This is a genomic window from Flavobacterium collinsii (assembly GCF_946903285.1).
GTDB classification, from domain to species: Bacteria; Bacteroidota; Bacteroidia; order Flavobacteriales; family Flavobacteriaceae; genus Flavobacterium; species Flavobacterium collinsii.
In genome coordinates this window covers 1,147,553-1,162,416 of the sequence record NZ_OX336425.1, presented here as the reverse complement: position 1 = coordinate 1,162,416, position 14,864 = coordinate 1,147,553, and the positions used below count along the sequence as shown (strand labels likewise).

Annotated in this window: 16 protein-coding genes; 15 read left to right on the top strand and 1 reads right to left on the bottom strand. The window is 36.0% G+C overall.

Going from position 1 to position 14,864, the window contains the following annotated elements:
- Positions 1–101: 101 nt before the first annotated feature.
- Positions 102–1,352 (bottom strand): NAD(P)/FAD-dependent oxidoreductase, encoded by a 1,251-nt coding sequence (locus OGZ34_RS05220; protein WP_263362346.1) that lies wholly within the window; start codon positions 1,350–1,352, stop codon positions 102–104.
- A gap of 101 nt (positions 1,353–1,453) precedes the next feature.
- On the opposite strand from OGZ34_RS05220, the gene OGZ34_RS05215 reads away from it, so the two are divergent.
- From OGZ34_RS05215 to OGZ34_RS05145, 15 genes are all read left to right on the top strand, one after another.
- Positions 1,454–2,974: an HAL/PAL/TAL family ammonia-lyase gene (locus tag OGZ34_RS05215; protein ID WP_263362345.1), complete on the top strand. Its 1,521-nt coding sequence runs from the start codon at positions 1,454–1,456 to the stop codon at positions 2,972–2,974.
- Between the two features lie 39 nt (positions 2,975–3,013).
- Positions 3,014–4,249, top strand: a complete 1,236-nt coding sequence (locus tag OGZ34_RS05210; RefSeq protein ID WP_263362344.1) for a WG repeat-containing protein — start codon at positions 3,014–3,016, stop codon at positions 4,247–4,249.
- Positions 4,250–4,341: 92 nt separating this feature from the next.
- The gene (gene fabG, locus OGZ34_RS05205) at positions 4,342–5,073 is read left to right on the top strand and encodes a 3-oxoacyl-ACP reductase FabG (protein WP_173964739.1); all 732 of its coding nucleotides are present in this window, start codon (positions 4,342–4,344) and stop codon (positions 5,071–5,073) included.
- Positions 5,074–5,259: 186 nt separating this feature from the next.
- Positions 5,260–6,495: a beta-ketoacyl-[acyl-carrier-protein] synthase family protein gene (locus OGZ34_RS05200; protein WP_173964738.1), complete on the top strand. Its 1,236-nt coding sequence runs from the start codon at positions 5,260–5,262 to the stop codon at positions 6,493–6,495.
- Positions 6,488–6,742 (top strand): acyl carrier protein, encoded by a 255-nt coding sequence (locus OGZ34_RS05195; protein WP_173964737.1) that lies wholly within the window; start codon positions 6,488–6,490, stop codon positions 6,740–6,742. Before OGZ34_RS05200 ends, OGZ34_RS05195 begins: the two co-directional genes overlap by 8 nt.
- A complete protein-coding gene (locus OGZ34_RS05190) occupies positions 6,742–7,620 on the top strand; it encodes an LpxL/LpxP family acyltransferase (RefSeq protein ID WP_173964736.1) in 879 nt (292 codons plus the stop codon). The genes OGZ34_RS05195 and OGZ34_RS05190 overlap by 1 nt, the downstream gene beginning before the upstream one ends.
- Positions 7,621–7,725: 105 nt before the next feature.
- Positions 7,726–8,628, top strand: a complete 903-nt coding sequence (locus tag OGZ34_RS05185) for an NADPH-dependent FMN reductase family protein (RefSeq protein WP_263362343.1) — start codon at positions 7,726–7,728, stop codon at positions 8,626–8,628.
- A gap of 16 nt (positions 8,629–8,644) precedes the next feature.
- Positions 8,645–9,778, top strand: a complete 1,134-nt coding sequence (locus tag OGZ34_RS05180; protein WP_173964734.1) for a beta-ketoacyl-ACP synthase III — start codon at positions 8,645–8,647, stop codon at positions 9,776–9,778.
- Positions 9,778–10,209 carry a hypothetical protein gene (locus OGZ34_RS05175; protein ID WP_173964733.1) on the top strand — a complete coding sequence of 144 codons (432 nt, stop codon included), beginning with the start codon at positions 9,778–9,780 and terminating at the stop codon, positions 10,207–10,209. Before OGZ34_RS05180 ends, OGZ34_RS05175 begins: the two co-directional genes overlap by 1 nt.
- Positions 10,210–10,219: 10 nt before the next feature.
- Positions 10,220–10,684, top strand: coding sequence for an ABC transporter permease (locus tag OGZ34_RS05170; protein WP_263362342.1), 465 nt, complete (start codon positions 10,220–10,222; stop codon positions 10,682–10,684).
- 272 nt (positions 10,685–10,956) lie between these two features.
- Positions 10,957–11,361, top strand: a complete 405-nt coding sequence (locus OGZ34_RS05165; protein ID WP_173964731.1) for a hypothetical protein — start codon at positions 10,957–10,959, stop codon at positions 11,359–11,361.
- Positions 11,361–12,359: a BtrH N-terminal domain-containing protein gene (locus tag OGZ34_RS05160; RefSeq protein WP_263362341.1), complete on the top strand. Its 999-nt coding sequence runs from the start codon at positions 11,361–11,363 to the stop codon at positions 12,357–12,359. Before OGZ34_RS05165 ends, OGZ34_RS05160 begins: the two co-directional genes overlap by 1 nt.
- 7 nt (positions 12,360–12,366) lie before the next feature.
- Positions 12,367–13,119: an ABC transporter ATP-binding protein gene (locus tag OGZ34_RS05155; RefSeq protein ID WP_263362340.1), complete on the top strand. Its 753-nt coding sequence runs from the start codon at positions 12,367–12,369 to the stop codon at positions 13,117–13,119.
- On the top strand, positions 13,109–14,398 hold the full coding sequence (locus OGZ34_RS05150) for an ABC transporter permease (protein ID WP_263362339.1): 1,290 nt from the start codon (positions 13,109–13,111) through the stop codon (positions 14,396–14,398). Before OGZ34_RS05155 ends, OGZ34_RS05150 begins: the two co-directional genes overlap by 11 nt.
- Positions 14,373–14,822, top strand: coding sequence for an acyl-CoA thioesterase (locus OGZ34_RS05145; protein ID WP_263362338.1), 450 nt, complete (start codon positions 14,373–14,375; stop codon positions 14,820–14,822). Before OGZ34_RS05150 ends, OGZ34_RS05145 begins: the two co-directional genes overlap by 26 nt.
- Positions 14,823–14,864: the final 42 nt, after the last annotated feature.

Sequence of the window (14,864 nt, the reverse complement as noted above, 5' to 3'; positions counted from 1 at the left end):
GATAAAATATTTATAGAAATGGTTAATGCACAGAAAAGAGCTCCATATAGGCGAAATATGACGCTCCATTAAAAAACAATTACCCAAATAAAAAGCCCTGATTATTCAGGACTTTGTTCTTTTTGCATATTTAGTAGATATGCCATATTCTTGATCACGTGATCGTGTTTTTTTACAAACGGATTTTCCTCGTTCCAAACATATCCTGCCAATACCGAACATATCTTTTCCTTCACATCCGGGTTTTCCGGCTGGTGAAAAAATAAAGTCTGAAGATTTCCTGTGTACCATTCCTGTACATAAGTGGTGAAAACTGCAATACCGCGTTTCATATATTGTGTAAATTCAACTTCCCAATCTACAGCGATTCCTTGTGATTCTTTAAGGTACAATTTTGCTGCCAACATTCCGGATTCAGTTGCAAAAGCAACACCAGATGAGAAAACAGGATCTAAAAATTCCGAACTGTTACCCGTCAAAGCAAAACCATCACCGTACATTCTTTTTACCGCTCGTGAATAATTTTCAAGTTTTACCGGTTCAAACAAAAATTCTGTTCCTTTAAATCTTTTGATATAATAATCGGATTTCTGAATGGCATTTTTTAAAGCCTCGGCATTATCTTTATTTTCTGAAAGCGAATTAATAAAATCGGTTGGCCCTACCACTCCTAAACTAGTATTTCCGTTAGAGAAAGGAATTACCCATAACCAGACTTCGGTTTCCAGAATATCAAATGAAATTTGAGTTCCTTCTTCACCTTCTTCCCTATTAATATCTTTTACGTGTGTAAATATCGAAGAATGCGGATCTAATTTTGAAGGGGTATCCAAATCTAAAAGTCTTGGCAAAACACGTCCGTATCCACTGGAATCAATAATGAATTTAGCATGGATTTCTTTTAGATTTCCATCCTTATCTTTTACAATTGTTTTAGAGTTTTTACCCTCAAAAGACACTTCGAGTACCTCTGTTTCAAATTCCAGATCAATCCCTTTTCTAAGTACTTCCTGTGCCATCGTATGATCAAAATCTGCACGCGGCACCTGCCAGGTCCAGTCCCAGCCTTCGCCAAATTTTTTACTGAAATCAAATACACAAATCTCTTCTCCTCTGATAAAACGAGCACCAAGTTTTTTCTCAAAATTCATAGTATCCAGACTCTCAAAAAGCTCAGCCTCAGCAAAATGATCCATTACTCGCGGAATAAGACTTTCCCCTACCACAAGCCTCGGAAACCTCGTTTTTTCAACTACTTTTATCTTAATATTATTTTTATGAAGATACGATGCCGAGACACATCCTGATGGTCCTGCGCCAATGACTAAAACATCAACAAACTCCTTTATCATATTAAAATTATTATCAATTATTAACCTACATTTGCCATCATCAAAATAACTACATTTATTTTGATAAATAAAATTAAATTAGCACAATCAAAACCAGTTTAATGAATACAATTAATGAATATTTAAGTTTAGCAGAATTCGAATCTATTATATTTTCAAACAACAAAGTTTCGATAAGCGATGCTGTTTTAAACAGAGTGAATGAAAGCTTCAATTTCCTAAAAGAATTTTCAGGAAACAAAGTAATATATGGCGTAAACACTGGTTTTGGACCAATGGCTCAATATAGAATTAAAGAATCTGACCAGATACAATTACAATACAATTTAATTAGAAGCCACTCTTCAGGAACAGGAAAACCTTTGAGTCCTGTTTGTGCAAAAGCAGCGATACTGGCTCGTTTAAATACTTTATCATTAGGAAATTCAGGTGTTCATCCTTCTGTAATTCACCTAATGGCAGAACTAATCAACAAAGATATTACTCCTCTTATTTTTGAACACGGTGGTGTAGGTGCCAGCGGAGATTTGGTACAATTGTCACACCTGGCTTTGGTTTTAATTGGTGAAGGCGAAGTTTTTTACAAAGGAGACAGAAGACCAACTTCTGAAGTTTTTGAAATCGAAGGTTTAAAACCTATCCAGGTAGAAATCAGAGAAGGTCTGGCTTTAATAAACGGAACTTCTGTAATGACCGGAATTGGGGTTGTAAATGTACATCATGCCAATAAATTATTAGACTGGTCTCTAAAATGTTCCTGTGCAATTAACGAATTGGTTCAGGCATACGACGATCACTTCTCTGAAGAATTAAACCAAACCAAACGTCACAAAGGGCAACAGGAAGTAGCCTCAAGAATGAGACAAAATCTTTCCGACAGTACCTTAATCCGTAAAAGAGAAGACCACTTATATTCTGGAGAAAACACCGAAGAAATCTTTAAAGAAAAAGTTCAGGAATACTATTCGTTGCGTTGCGTACCTCAAATTTTAGGTCCGGTTTTAGAAACAATTAATAACGTTGCTTCTATTCTCGAAGACGAATTTAACTCCGCAAACGACAATCCTATTATAGATGTAAAAAACAAACACGTTTATCACGGAGGAAACTTCCATGGTGATTATATTTCGCTTGAAATGGATAAACTGAAAATTGTTATTACCAAACTGACCATGTTAGCTGAACGTCAGCTGAATTATTTATTGAATTCAAAAATCAACGAAATTCTTCCTCCGTTTGTCAACTTAGGAACTTTAGGATTTAATTTCGGAATGCAGGGGGTACAGTTTACTGCCACCTCAACAACTGCCGAAAGCCAAATGTTGTCTAACCCAATGTACGTTCACAGTATTCCGAACAACAACGACAATCAGGATATTGTAAGTATGGGAACCAATGCAGCCGTTATTACTTCAAAAGTGATCGAAAACTCTTTCGAAGTTTTAAGTATCGAAATGATTACCATTGTTCAGGCAATAGATTATTTAGGACAAAAAGATAAAATTTCATCTGTTACCAAAAAATGGTATGACGATGTTCGAAACATCATTCCTGAGTTTAAAGAAGATCAGGTCATGTATCCTTTTGTTCAAAAAGTAAAAGATTACCTGATTCACAGTTAATACTTATTTTTACATTATTAATATTGAACCTTTAAAATCATGAAAAAGACACTTATTTTTTTATTTGCATTCACTATTCAATTTGTTAATAGTCAGGAACTGGCTTTAGTTAAAAAAGATTCTAAAATTGGATACATCTCCAAAGACGGAAACTTTAAAATTGAGCCTCAGTACAAATCAGCAAAAAGCTTTTCTGAGGGACTGGCAGCTGTAGAAAACAATGGAAAATGGGGGTTTATAGATGCTAAAGGCGCATGGGTAATTCCTGCTGATTTTAAGAATGTAAAAGATTTCAACAGCGGAATTGCAATTGTTCAAAAAGACAAGGATTGGGTTTATATTAATACAAAAGGTGAAATCCAGAAAGCTCCTTTTTCAGAAAAACTTTTTGACTTTGAAGATGGCGTAGCATTTATCAGACAAAGCGGTAAGGTAGGATTAATCAATTCGAAAATGGCCGTTGTTCTAGAACCAAAATACGATCAAATCAAATCTTTTGAAAACGGTTTTGCAAGAGTTGAAAACAATAAAAAATGGGGAATTATTAATACTGCCGGTAAAGAAGTGATTGAGCCTGTTTACGAGGAAATAGGTAATTATTTCAAAAATACAAGCTGGGCAAGAAAAGATAAAAGCTTTGGAATTGTTAGCTCCGGAACTTTTATTCCGGTTGATGGAGCTGAAAAAATCTGGGATTTTGACACTCAGGATCTGACCTATGCCAGAAAAAATGGTAAGGTTGGGTTTATTGACTTAAAAGGAAATTGGGTGATTACCCCGATATACGACAAAGTAAAAGCGTTCTCAAAAAACTTAGCTCCGGTTTGTGTAGGTTCAAAATGGGGGTTTATCAATCCGAAAGCAGAATTTGTAATTGAACCTACTTACAGCGACGCCGAAGTTTTTAGTCCGGACGGACTGGCTCCGGTAAAAGAAAAAAACTGGGGATTCATCAATCAAACCGGAAAATTGGTTATTCCAACGCAATACGGTATCACGGCAAACGGATTTGTCATTGCGTTATTTGTAAAACAAGACAAAGGTTTTATTGATGGTGTGGCACGAGTAAAAAACGAAGGGAAATGGGGATTTCTTAAACCAGACGGAACCGTGTTAGGCAACCAATGGTTTGAAAATGCCGAACTATTTTCGCAATCAGGAGAAAGAAACAGCACAGCCGAAGTCGCTGCTGAAAAACCAAAAGCAGAAACAAAAACTGCAGCGAAGTCAGAAACAAAAGCGGCTACAAAATCGGCAGCCAAAAAGAAGAAATAAAACCTATTAATCAATACTAAATAAGCTCTGAATATGAAATTGTTAATCGAAAAACAATACCATACCGAGCGACTAAAAAATAAATTCTGAATATGAAATGTGTATTAGTAACTGGCGGTTCACGAGGAATTGGAAGTGCTATTTGTAAAAAATTAGCCGTTGATGCAAATTATCATATCCTGATTAACTACCACTCGAATAAAACAGCTGCTGAAGCAACACTTCAGGAAATACAAAAATTAGGAGCAACAGGTGAAATCTTAGGTTTCGATGTTTCCAATTTTGAAGAGGTACAAAAAACGTTAACACAATGGCAGGAAGCTAACCCTGAAGCTATTGTAGAAGCTATCGTCAACAACGCGGGAATTACAAAAGACGGTCTTTTTATGTGGATGACTCCCGAAGACTGGAACGGTGTAGTAAACACGAGTTTAAACGGATTTTTTAATGTAACGCAGTTTTTTATCCAAAAAATGCTACGCAATAAATATGGCCGAATTGTTAATATGGTTTCTGTTTCGGGTGTAAAAGGAACAGCCGGACAAACCAATTATTCGGCAGCAAAAGGTGCAATTGTTGCAGCCACAAAAGCATTGGCTCAGGAAGTTGCTAAACGAAACATTACTGTAAATGCAGTCGCTCCTGGTTTTATCAAAACAGATATGACAAGCCAATTGGACGAAAAAGAATTACTAAAATTAATTCCGGCAAGCCGTTTTGGTGAAGCTGAGGAAGTTGCAGATTTGGTAAGCTTTTTGATTTCAAAAAAATCAAGTTACATTACAGGAGAAATTATAAATATAAACGGAGGAATTTATTCTTAGAAAATATTTTAAACACATAGAAACATAGATTTTTATGTACAAAGAGTACAAAAAAGAAATAGATTTCTTTCACATAGATCGCTATGTGTATTTCAAATAAGTGAAACGCCTATTTTGAATTTACAAAAGCTATGTTCCTATGTGTTAAAAATTGCAAGTAACAGATAAAAATTACTTTTAAAGACGATGAATAAGAGAGTTGTAATTACTGGGATGGGAATTTATTCTTGTATCGGAACTTCTTTAGATGAAGTAAAGGAATCTTTATACAACGGAAAATCTGGTATTCAGTTTGATTCTGAAAGAAAAGAATTTGGTTTTCAATCTGCCCTAACGGGAATGGTTCCGAAAGCTGATTTAAAAAATTTATTAACCCGAAGACAGCGTATGAGTATTGGTGAAGAAACCGAATATGCTTATATGGCTACTATCGAAGCATTGAAAAATGCGAATATTGATGACACTTTTTTTGATAATCGCGAAGTGGGTATTATGTACGGAAATGACAGTGTCTCGAAAGCTGTTATTGACGCTAATGATATTGTACGAGAAAAAAAAGACACTGCCTTAATAGGCTCGGGAGCTATTTTTAAATCGATGAATTCAACGGTTACAATGAATTTATCAACGATTTTTAAACTTCGTGGTATCAATCTTACCATAAGTGCAGCCTGTGCCAGTGGATCACACTCTATAGGTCTCGCTTATTTTTTAATAAAAAGCGGATTCCAGGATATTATCATTTGCGGAGGCGCGCAGGAAATCAACAAATATGCCATGAGCAGTTTTGATGGTTTGGGTGTTTTTTCGGCCAGAGAAAACGAACCCGAAAAAGCTTCCCGCCCTTTTGACAAGGATCGCGACGGATTAATTCCAAGTGGTGGCGGTGCAACGTTAATTCTGGAAAGCTACGAATCAGCAATTGCCAGAGGTGCTACCATTATTGCCGAAGTTGCCGGTTACGGATTCTCTTCAAATGGCGGACATATCTCAACTCCCAATGTCGAGGGCCCGTCTATAGCCATGCAGCGAGCGCTTGATGATGCACAACTAAAAGCAACCGATGTTGATTATATAAATGCTCATGCAACCTCAACTCCGGTGGGGGACGGAAATGAAGCCAAGGCGATCTTTGAGGTTTTTGGAGAGAAAAATCCGTATGTAAGTTCTACCAAATCAATGACAGGTCACGAATGCTGGATGGCCGGAGCAAGTGAGGTAATTTACTCTATCTTAATGATGCAGCACGATTTCATTGCCCCAAACATCAATTTAGAGAATCCAGACGAAGATGCTGCTAAATTAAATTTGGTCAAAACTACTTTAAACAAAAAATTTGACATATTTTTGTCCAATTCCTTCGGGTTCGGAGGAACCAACTCTGCGTTGGTGGTTAAAAAGTTTAAATTGAACGATGAATAAAGAAGAGATTATAGCAAGAATTAATGGTTTTTTGGTTGATGAATTTGAAGTAGACAATGATGATATTGAACCAGATGCTAATTTAAAAGATACACTTGGATTAGATAGTTTAGATTATGTAGACTTAGTAGTCTCAATCGAAGCTAACTTTGGTGTAAAACTGGTAGAAGTTGATTTTGTTGGAATTGCTACTTTTCAGAATTTCTATGACCTTATCGAAACCAAACTAAAAGCTAAAGCTGTTTAATGAGTCAATGGGATGGCAAATCAAAAGGTACAGTTTTAGGCTATAGAATATTCGTTTTTTTAATACAAAAAGCGGGTGTTAAGGCTGCTTATGTCCTGCTTTATTTTGTTGCTTCGTATTACTTTTTGTTTTTAAAAAAAAGCAACAAAGCCATTTTCTATTACTTTAAAGAAAGGCTGCAGTATTCCTGGTTCAAATCTAAAAAAATGGTTTTCAAAAGTTATTACACTTTTGGACAAACCATCATTGATAAAATCTCGATTTCGGCAGGAATGCGAAATAAGTTCACTTATGAATTTGACGGAATTGAGATCCTGAAAAAGCTTTTGGCTGAAAAAAAAGGAGGTGTTTTGATTAGTGCCCATGTTGGAAATTTTGAAATTGCCGAACATTTCCTTGGTGATATCGATCTCAATTTTCAAATCAATCTGGTTACTACTGATCTGGAACATTCTTCCATAAAAAAGTACCTGGAAAGCGTTACTCAAAAACCTACCGTAAAATTCATCATTATCAAAGAGGATCTTTCTCATATCTTTGAGATCAATGCTGCATTGGCCAATAACGAATTGGTTTGTTTTACCGGTGACCGCTACTTTGAAGGCACAAAATCTCTTTCGGAAAAAATATTGGGTCAGGAAGCTCATTTTCCGGCAGGTCCGTTTTTAATTGCTTCAAGATTAAAAGTTCCTGTTGTTTTTGTGTATGTCATGAAAGAACCCAATTTACATTATCATTTGTACGCAAGAGAAGCTGCCGTGAAACATCGTGATGAAAAAGGCTTACTGAAAGAATATGTACAAAGCGTTGAAACTATTCTGCAAAAATATCCTTTGCAATGGTTCAATTATTTCGATTTCTGGAATGATTTGAGATAAGACTTAAAGGATCTCAGCATCTCGCAAAGACGATTCGTTTAAACAAGAAAATTCGTTTAAATAAATTTACTTATTTTTGTTCGCAACCAAAGTAAGTAAACCTCCATGAAAAACGTTCTCGTTATTTATTATACGCAGTCTGGACAACTGGGAACAATCGCACAAAACATTGCAAAACCGTTCCTAAATTCAGAAGAAATAAATGTAACTTTTCACGAAATACAACTGCAGCAACCCTTTCCTTTTCCATGGAATAAAGCTGCCTTTTTTGATGCTTTCCCGGAATCATTTCTACAAATTCCAACCGAATTAAAACCCCTTCCGGAAGAAATTCTAAACACAAAATACGATTTGGTATTATTTCATTATCAGGTTTGGTATTTATCTCCTTCCATTCCTATAAATTCCTTTCTAAAAAGCGCCGATGCTAAAAAAATACTAAACAACACCCCTGTCATCACCATCAGCGGCTCTCGCAATATGTGGATTATGGCACAGGAAAAAATCAAAGTTTTACTAAAAGAGTCCAATGCTGAGTTAGTTGGAAACGTTGCTTTAGTAGATCGTGTTGGAAATTTAATCAGTGTAATCACGATTGTAGAATGGATGTTTTCTGGCGTTAAGAAAAAATATCTTGGCATTTTTCCGTTACCGGGAGTATCGGAGAAAGACATACAGGAGTCGGATAAATTTGGAGAAGTGATCCTTTCTGAATTCAATCAAAATCAATTACAACATTTACAACCCAAACTGGTTGCTATTGACGCCGTTAAAATCAGCCCCTATCTGGTAACCGTTGATAAAACCGCAAATAAAATTTTTAATAAATGGTCGAATCTGATTTATAAAAATCAAAAAAACAGAAAAATGCTTCTTAAAGTATTTAATGTTTATTTATTCCTGGCAATATGGTTAATCTCGCCAATAGTGTATATATTGCACCTTATTACCTACCCCTTTAAGTTAAAAACCATAAAAAGAGAAACTCAATATTATCAAGGAGTTTAGAAGACGAAATTAGATTATGTTTGAAGTATATATTACCAAAGCCGCAAAGTATTTGCCAAATGAAGCCATTTCTAATGACGAGATGGAAAGCTATTTAGGCCTCATTAATGATGCTGCTTCTAAAGCAAGACGCATTATTTTGCGCAATAATAAAATTACAAGCCGTTATTACGCTATAGACAAATCCGGGAAAAGCACCCATAACAACGCCGAGTTAACGCGAAATGCAATCGTGCAGTTGTTCGACGAAAACTTTACAGCACAGGACCTTGAAGTACTTTCGTGCGGAACCTCAACTCCTGATATCTTCCTGCCTTCACATGCTGCAATGGTACACGGTTTATTAAAAAACAAATCTGTAGAACTAAATTCGTCAACAGGGGTTTGCTGTGCGGGTATGAATTCTTTAAAATTTGGTTTCCTGTCTATAAAATCAGGGAACTCAAAAAATGCCATTTGCACAGGATCTGAAAAAGTTTCAACCTGGCTAAATGCCCAAATGTATAACCACGAAGCTGCCAATCTGAAAAATCTGGAAGAACAGCCTATCATTGCATTCAAAAAAGATTTTTTACGCTGGATGTTGTCTGATGGAGCGGGAGCATTTTTACTAGAGAACCAACCAAAAGGACCTGTCTCTTTAAAAATTGAATGGATGGAAGCCTTTTCCTATGCTTACGAATTAGAAACCTGTATGTATGCCGGTGGTGATAAATTAGAAAATGGCGAGATCAAAGCCTGGAGCGATTATGCACCGGAGCAATGGTTAAACGAATCGGTTTTTGCCATCAAACAGGATGTAAAATTACTGGATGAATTTATTCTTTCTAAAGGAGCGGAGAGCATGAAAGAGGCTATGGATAAAAACAGCATCACCTCCGATCAGATTGATTATTTTATTCCTCATGTTTCTTCTAACTTTTTTGTGGAAGGACTAAAAAAAGGACTAACCGAGAAAGGAATCGGGATGGCCGATGAAAAATGGTTCATGAATCTTTCAAGAGTAGGGAATGTTGGTTCAGCCTCTATTTACTTAGCTTTGGAAGAATTAATGAATTCAGGAAATTTAAAAAAGGGAGATCGTATTCTATTGTCTGTTCCTGAGAGCGGAAGATTCTCCTTTGCTTATGCTTATTTAACCGTTTGCTAATGGAAACAAGTTTACTTTTAGAGAAAGACGCTGTCGAGAATTTATTACCGCAAAAGTTTCCTTTTGTAATGGTAGATAAAATGTATTCGTTTACCGAAACCTCATTGGTCGCAGGTTTAAAAATTCAAAACGATAATGTTTTTTCTGACAACGATACTTTTTTAGAAGCAGGTTTAATCGAGCACATGGCACAGTCTGTGGCGTTGCACACAGGTTACCAGTTTTTCCTGAAAAACGAAACGGCCCCAACGGGTTACATTGGTTCGATCAAAGAAATTGAAATCAAAAAATTGCCAAAAGTCAATGATACGATTCAATCTACCATAACTATTTTACAGGAGTTTGCCGGAATTACGCTGGTAGACATTGTAACTTATCTGAATAATGAAGAAATTGCGAACGGACAAATGAAGACCGTTTTAGCCAAATAATATATTAGGTATGAAAACCGGAGTTGACATACAAAACTATTTACCCCACCGAGCACCGTTGCTTATGGTGGATTTAATTTTGGATATAGATTCCAGTTTTGTAAAAACCACATTTTTGATCCGGGAAGATAATATTTTTGTTGAAAACGACATTTTTATTGAAGCCGGGTTAATTGAAAACACCGCACAAACCTGTTCGTCTATTGTAGGCAAAAAATATTTTTTTGACGAAGACGGAACAGAAAATGAGAACGTAAATGTATTGGGCTTTATTAGTGCAATAAAAAACCTGAAAATACATACACTGCCAAAAGTAGGTGATACTATTATTACCAAAGCCAATCTGGTTTCAAAATTTGCAGGCGACGATTATACGCTATGTACCATGAGCTGCGAGAGTCTGCTTGCTGACAAAATACTTTTAGAATGCGAAATTAATTTGTTCATTCAAAAGACGATTTCAGTTGAAGAATAATTAAATGGATACAAAAAAACCGCTTAATCATTTACTAATTCGAATAGGAATTTTAATATTGCTACTTATTGTTGTTTTTATAATAAACTCCGATGAATTAGCTTTCTTTTTAAGTCAAGCTTACTGTCTATTTTTGTTGTTAGAAATGATTTATTTTTTTGTTAAAAAAAAGAAAAATTTAGCCCTCATAAATCTCACTTTATTAATTATAATCGAAATATTACCCATTTTAGTTTTTATACGATTAATGATATAGATTAAAAATAACCGTCATGGAAAAAGAAAATGTACCACAAGACAAAGGCAATCTCACCAAAAACAATCTCAAAGAACTGCTTTATGCCACCGATGAAAATGGCGACTATACCACAACCTTAAGCACTGGTTGGGAGCCTAAAACCATCGCATTATCCAATTCTATCGATGAAATAAACGAACGAATTGCCGAAGCAAAACTACAGGTAAAAACTGGAGAAGTAAGTCCGATTTGTTATTATATGGAACTCAACAAAATGGATCTTACTATTTTATCCAGTTATGTTGGAATGTGGAAATGGCGCGTAAAAAGACATTTTAAACCCACTGTTTTTGCCAAGTTAAACAACTCTGTTTTACAGAAATATGCCGATGCTTTTGAAATTTCAATTGCTGAATTAAAAAATATTAAAACCGCGTAATGCAAACTAATTTTACACATCATCAATCTGCTCATTGCGAAAATGGAGTGGCTTCGAATTTGTTAAAAAACAACGGACTAAATATCAGCGAGCCGATGGTTTTTGGTATTGGTTCCGGACTTTTCTTCGTATACCTGCCGTTTATAAAAGTAAATCATGCTCCCGCAATTAGTTACAGAACTTTGCCTGGACAGATCTTTAACAAACTGGCGAGCCGTTTAAACTTAAAAATAAAAAGACAAAAATTTTCTTCAACAACAAATGCTAATAAGGCTTTGGACGAAAATTTAAAGAACAATATCCCAACCGGATTACAAGTTGGCGTGTATCATTTGAGTTATTTCCCTGATGAATACCGCTTTCATTTTAACGCACATAATTTAGTCGTTTACGGAAAAACCGAAACCGATTATCTTGTTAGCGATCCTGTTATGGAAACGGTTACTACCCTGACACATGACGAACTCGACAAGGTGCGTTTTGCCAAAGGTGCTTTTGCTCCAAGAGGCCAAATGTACTATCCGATTCAAATTCCGAAAGACGTCGATTTGAAAAGCGCCATTATCAAAGGAATCAAAAATACTTGCCGCGATATGTTGGCTCCCATGCCTATTATTGGGGTACGCGGGATCAAATTTGTTTCAAAGCAAATTAGAAAATGGCCTGTAAAACATGGCACTAAAAAAGCCAATCATTATTTGGCACAAGTGGTCCGTATGCAGGAAGAAATTGGTACAGGTGGCGGAGGTTTCCGATTTATCTATGCCGCATTTTTACAAGAAGCTTCGGTTATTTTAAATAATGAAGAATTAAAATCTCTTTCAAAAGAGATGACACAGATTGGAGATTCATGGCGTGATTTTGCCGTTGAAGCCTCAAGAATTTACAAAAACAGAAGCGCCAAAGAAGATGTCTACAATACAATTGCCGATGAACTTCTGGACATTGCCAATCGTGAAGAAATCTTTTTCAAAAAACTAAAAAAAGCTATTAGCTAAAAATATTTTGCAATCCATTATAAAAATAGAATCCCTTTCGAAAAAGTACAAAAATGCAGATCTGTATTCTTTGAACGATGTTTCGCTGGAGATTAGTGAAGGTCAGATTTTTGGGTTACTAGGACCGAATGGTGCCGGAAAAACCACTTTAATCTCTATGCTTTGCGGACTAATAAAACCAACCTCTGGGCATTTCACGATCGACGGGCTAAATTATACCCATCATTCCTCCAAAATCAAAAAAATCATTGGTGTTGTCCCTCAGGAATATGCTTTGTACCCTACACTAACGGCCCGAGAAAATTTACATTATTTCGGAAGCATGTACGGACTAAAAGGCAATTATCTAAAAGACAAAGTCATTGAAACTTTAGATCTTTTAGGATTATTAAAATTTGCCGACAAGCGTATCGAAACTTTTTCAGGCGGTATGAAACGCAGAGTCAATTTGATTGCGGGAATTTTACACAATCCCAAAGTTTTGTTTTTAGATGAACCAACCGTTGGTGTTGATGTACAGTCTAAAAATGCCATTATTGACTATCTGAAACTCTTAAATCAAAACGGAACAACCATTATATATACCTCACATCATTTGGCAGAAGCAGAAGATTTCTGTACCAACATTGCCATTTTAGACCGCGGCAAAATTTACGCTCAGGGTACACCTTTAAGCCTAATTGCTTCTACTGAAGAAGCCCGCAACCTTGAAGAAGTTTTTATTTCATTAACCGGTAAAGACTTTAGAGATGGTATATAAAATTTGGATGTCAATCGTAAAAGAATTCCTCCTGCTCAAACGAGATTTAGGCGGTTTAATCATTTTATTCATCATGCCTTTGGTTCTGGTGATTACAGTAACCCTAATTCAGGACAGTACTTTTAAAACCGTTAGTGACACCAAAATTCAGATTTTGCTGGTTGATAACGATAAAGGTTCAGTGTCTAAAACTGTTTTTGATAATCTGGAAAAAAGTCAGCTTTTTAGTGTGGTCACACAAATTGATAATAAACCCATTACCGAAGAAACGGCTAAAGAAGCGGTTTACAAAGGTAAATTTCAACTGGCGATTGTAATCCCGGAAAAACTAAGTGTTGATCTGCAAACCAAAATTGATCAGAATGTCGAAAACATTGTGAGCAAAATGGGGTTAACAGAAACAGATACCTCGGCTCAAGCCAAAAAACCAAAAGTAATTAAAGAAAAAGAAGTCAAATTGTATTTTGATCCGGCAGTTCAAATGAGCTTCAAAAATGCTGTGATGAGCTCCATCGATAAGATGATTTCTCAAATCGAGACAAAATCCATTTATACGACTTTTCAAAATCAACTGGGAGAAGGAAATGCCGAATTTGAGCAAAAAAGCTTTATCACGTTCAAAGAAATCATTCCAAAAATAAACAACAAAGAAGTACGCCCTAATTCTGTACAGCACAATGTTCCGGCCTGGACACTTTTTGCCATATTTTTTATTGTGATTCCGTTGTCCATCAATATAGTAAAAGAAAAATCGCAGGGAACATTTGTTCGATTATTGACCAATCCGGTTTCTAATATTGTGGTTATTATTGGTAAAACCATTACCTATTCTGCCATTTGTATGATACAGTTTTACATGATGGTGGCCGTGGCAATCTTTTTATTTCCACATATTGGTTTGCCTCCTTTAAATGTCGAAGGCCATTTGTTCTTAATGAGTGTGGTAGCCTTATTTTCAGGTTTTGCAGCCATTGGCTTTGGAATTTTATTGGGAACTATCGCGAGCACACAAGAACAGTCAGCTCCATTTGGCGCCACAAGCGTTATTATTCTGGCTGCTATTGGCGGAATCTGGGTTCCCGTTTTTGCAATGCCGGGCATCATGCAGCTTATTGCTAAATCATCACCTATGAACTGGGGATTAGAAGCTTTCTATGATGTTTTACTCCGCAACGTATCTTTCCTTGAAATCATCCCAAAAATAAGTTTGCTATTTTTGTTCTTCATTATCACAACATCCATTGCATTATTCTATGACAAAAAGAAAAGAACAGTTTAACGAAGCAACCGAACTAACCGTTTCACATGAAATCAGAATTCGTTTTAACGAAACGGATCCGCTTGGAATCGTTTGGCACGGCAATTATATCACCTATTTTGAAGATGGACGTGAAGCGTTTGGCCGTCAACACGGACTTACCTATTTGGATATTGCCAAAACAGGCTACACAACTCCAATCGTAAAATCAAAATGCGAACACAAATTGTCTTTGCGTTATGGTGATGTCGTAACAATAGAAACTACAGTCATTGACACACCCGCTGCAAAAATGATCTATCGTTTTAAAATACTGGATGATAAAGGTGAGGTGGCCTGCACCGGAGAAACCGTTCAGGTTTTTTTAGATCAGGACGGAAATCTAATGTTGACGAATCCTCCTTTTTATGAAGAATGGAAAAAGAAAGTTGGATTGTTGAAATAAAACACGAATTGCACGAATTGACACAAATTAAAAAAACAACAA

Bases quoted from the DNA above. Each gene is read 5' to 3' on its own strand.
- OGZ34_RS05150 (WP_263362339.1), top strand. From the start codon at position 13,109: ATGGTATATAAAATTTGGATGTCAATCGTAAAAGAATTCCTCCTGCTC.
- OGZ34_RS05210 (WP_263362344.1), top strand. From the start codon at position 3,014: ATGAAAAAGACACTTATTTTTTTATTTGCATTCACTATTCAATTTGTT.
- OGZ34_RS05175 (WP_173964733.1), top strand. From the start codon at position 9,778: ATGGAAACAAGTTTACTTTTAGAGAAAGACGCTGTCGAGAATTTATTA.
- OGZ34_RS05165 (WP_173964731.1), top strand. From the start codon at position 10,957: ATGGAAAAAGAAAATGTACCACAAGACAAAGGCAATCTCACCAAAAAC.
- OGZ34_RS05160 (WP_263362341.1), top strand. From the start codon at position 11,361: ATGCAAACTAATTTTACACATCATCAATCTGCTCATTGCGAAAATGGA.
- OGZ34_RS05145 (WP_263362338.1), top strand. From the start codon at position 14,373: ATGACAAAAAGAAAAGAACAGTTTAACGAAGCAACCGAACTAACCGTT.
- OGZ34_RS05215 (WP_263362345.1), top strand. From the start codon at position 1,454: ATGAATACAATTAATGAATATTTAAGTTTAGCAGAATTCGAATCTATT.
- OGZ34_RS05185 (WP_263362343.1), top strand. From the start codon at position 7,726: ATGAAAAACGTTCTCGTTATTTATTATACGCAGTCTGGACAACTGGGA.
- OGZ34_RS05200 (WP_173964738.1), top strand. From the start codon at position 5,260: ATGAATAAGAGAGTTGTAATTACTGGGATGGGAATTTATTCTTGTATC.
- OGZ34_RS05195 (WP_173964737.1), top strand. From the start codon at position 6,488: ATGAATAAAGAAGAGATTATAGCAAGAATTAATGGTTTTTTGGTTGAT.
- OGZ34_RS05220 (WP_263362346.1), bottom strand. From the start codon at position 1,352: ATGATAAAGGAGTTTGTTGATGTTTTAGTCATTGGCGCAGGACCATCA.
- OGZ34_RS05190 (WP_173964736.1), top strand. From the start codon at position 6,742: ATGAGTCAATGGGATGGCAAATCAAAAGGTACAGTTTTAGGCTATAGA.
- fabG (WP_173964739.1), top strand. From the start codon at position 4,342: ATGAAATGTGTATTAGTAACTGGCGGTTCACGAGGAATTGGAAGTGCT.
- OGZ34_RS05180 (WP_173964734.1), top strand. From the start codon at position 8,645: ATGTTTGAAGTATATATTACCAAAGCCGCAAAGTATTTGCCAAATGAA.
- OGZ34_RS05170 (WP_263362342.1), top strand. From the start codon at position 10,220: ATGAAAACCGGAGTTGACATACAAAACTATTTACCCCACCGAGCACCG.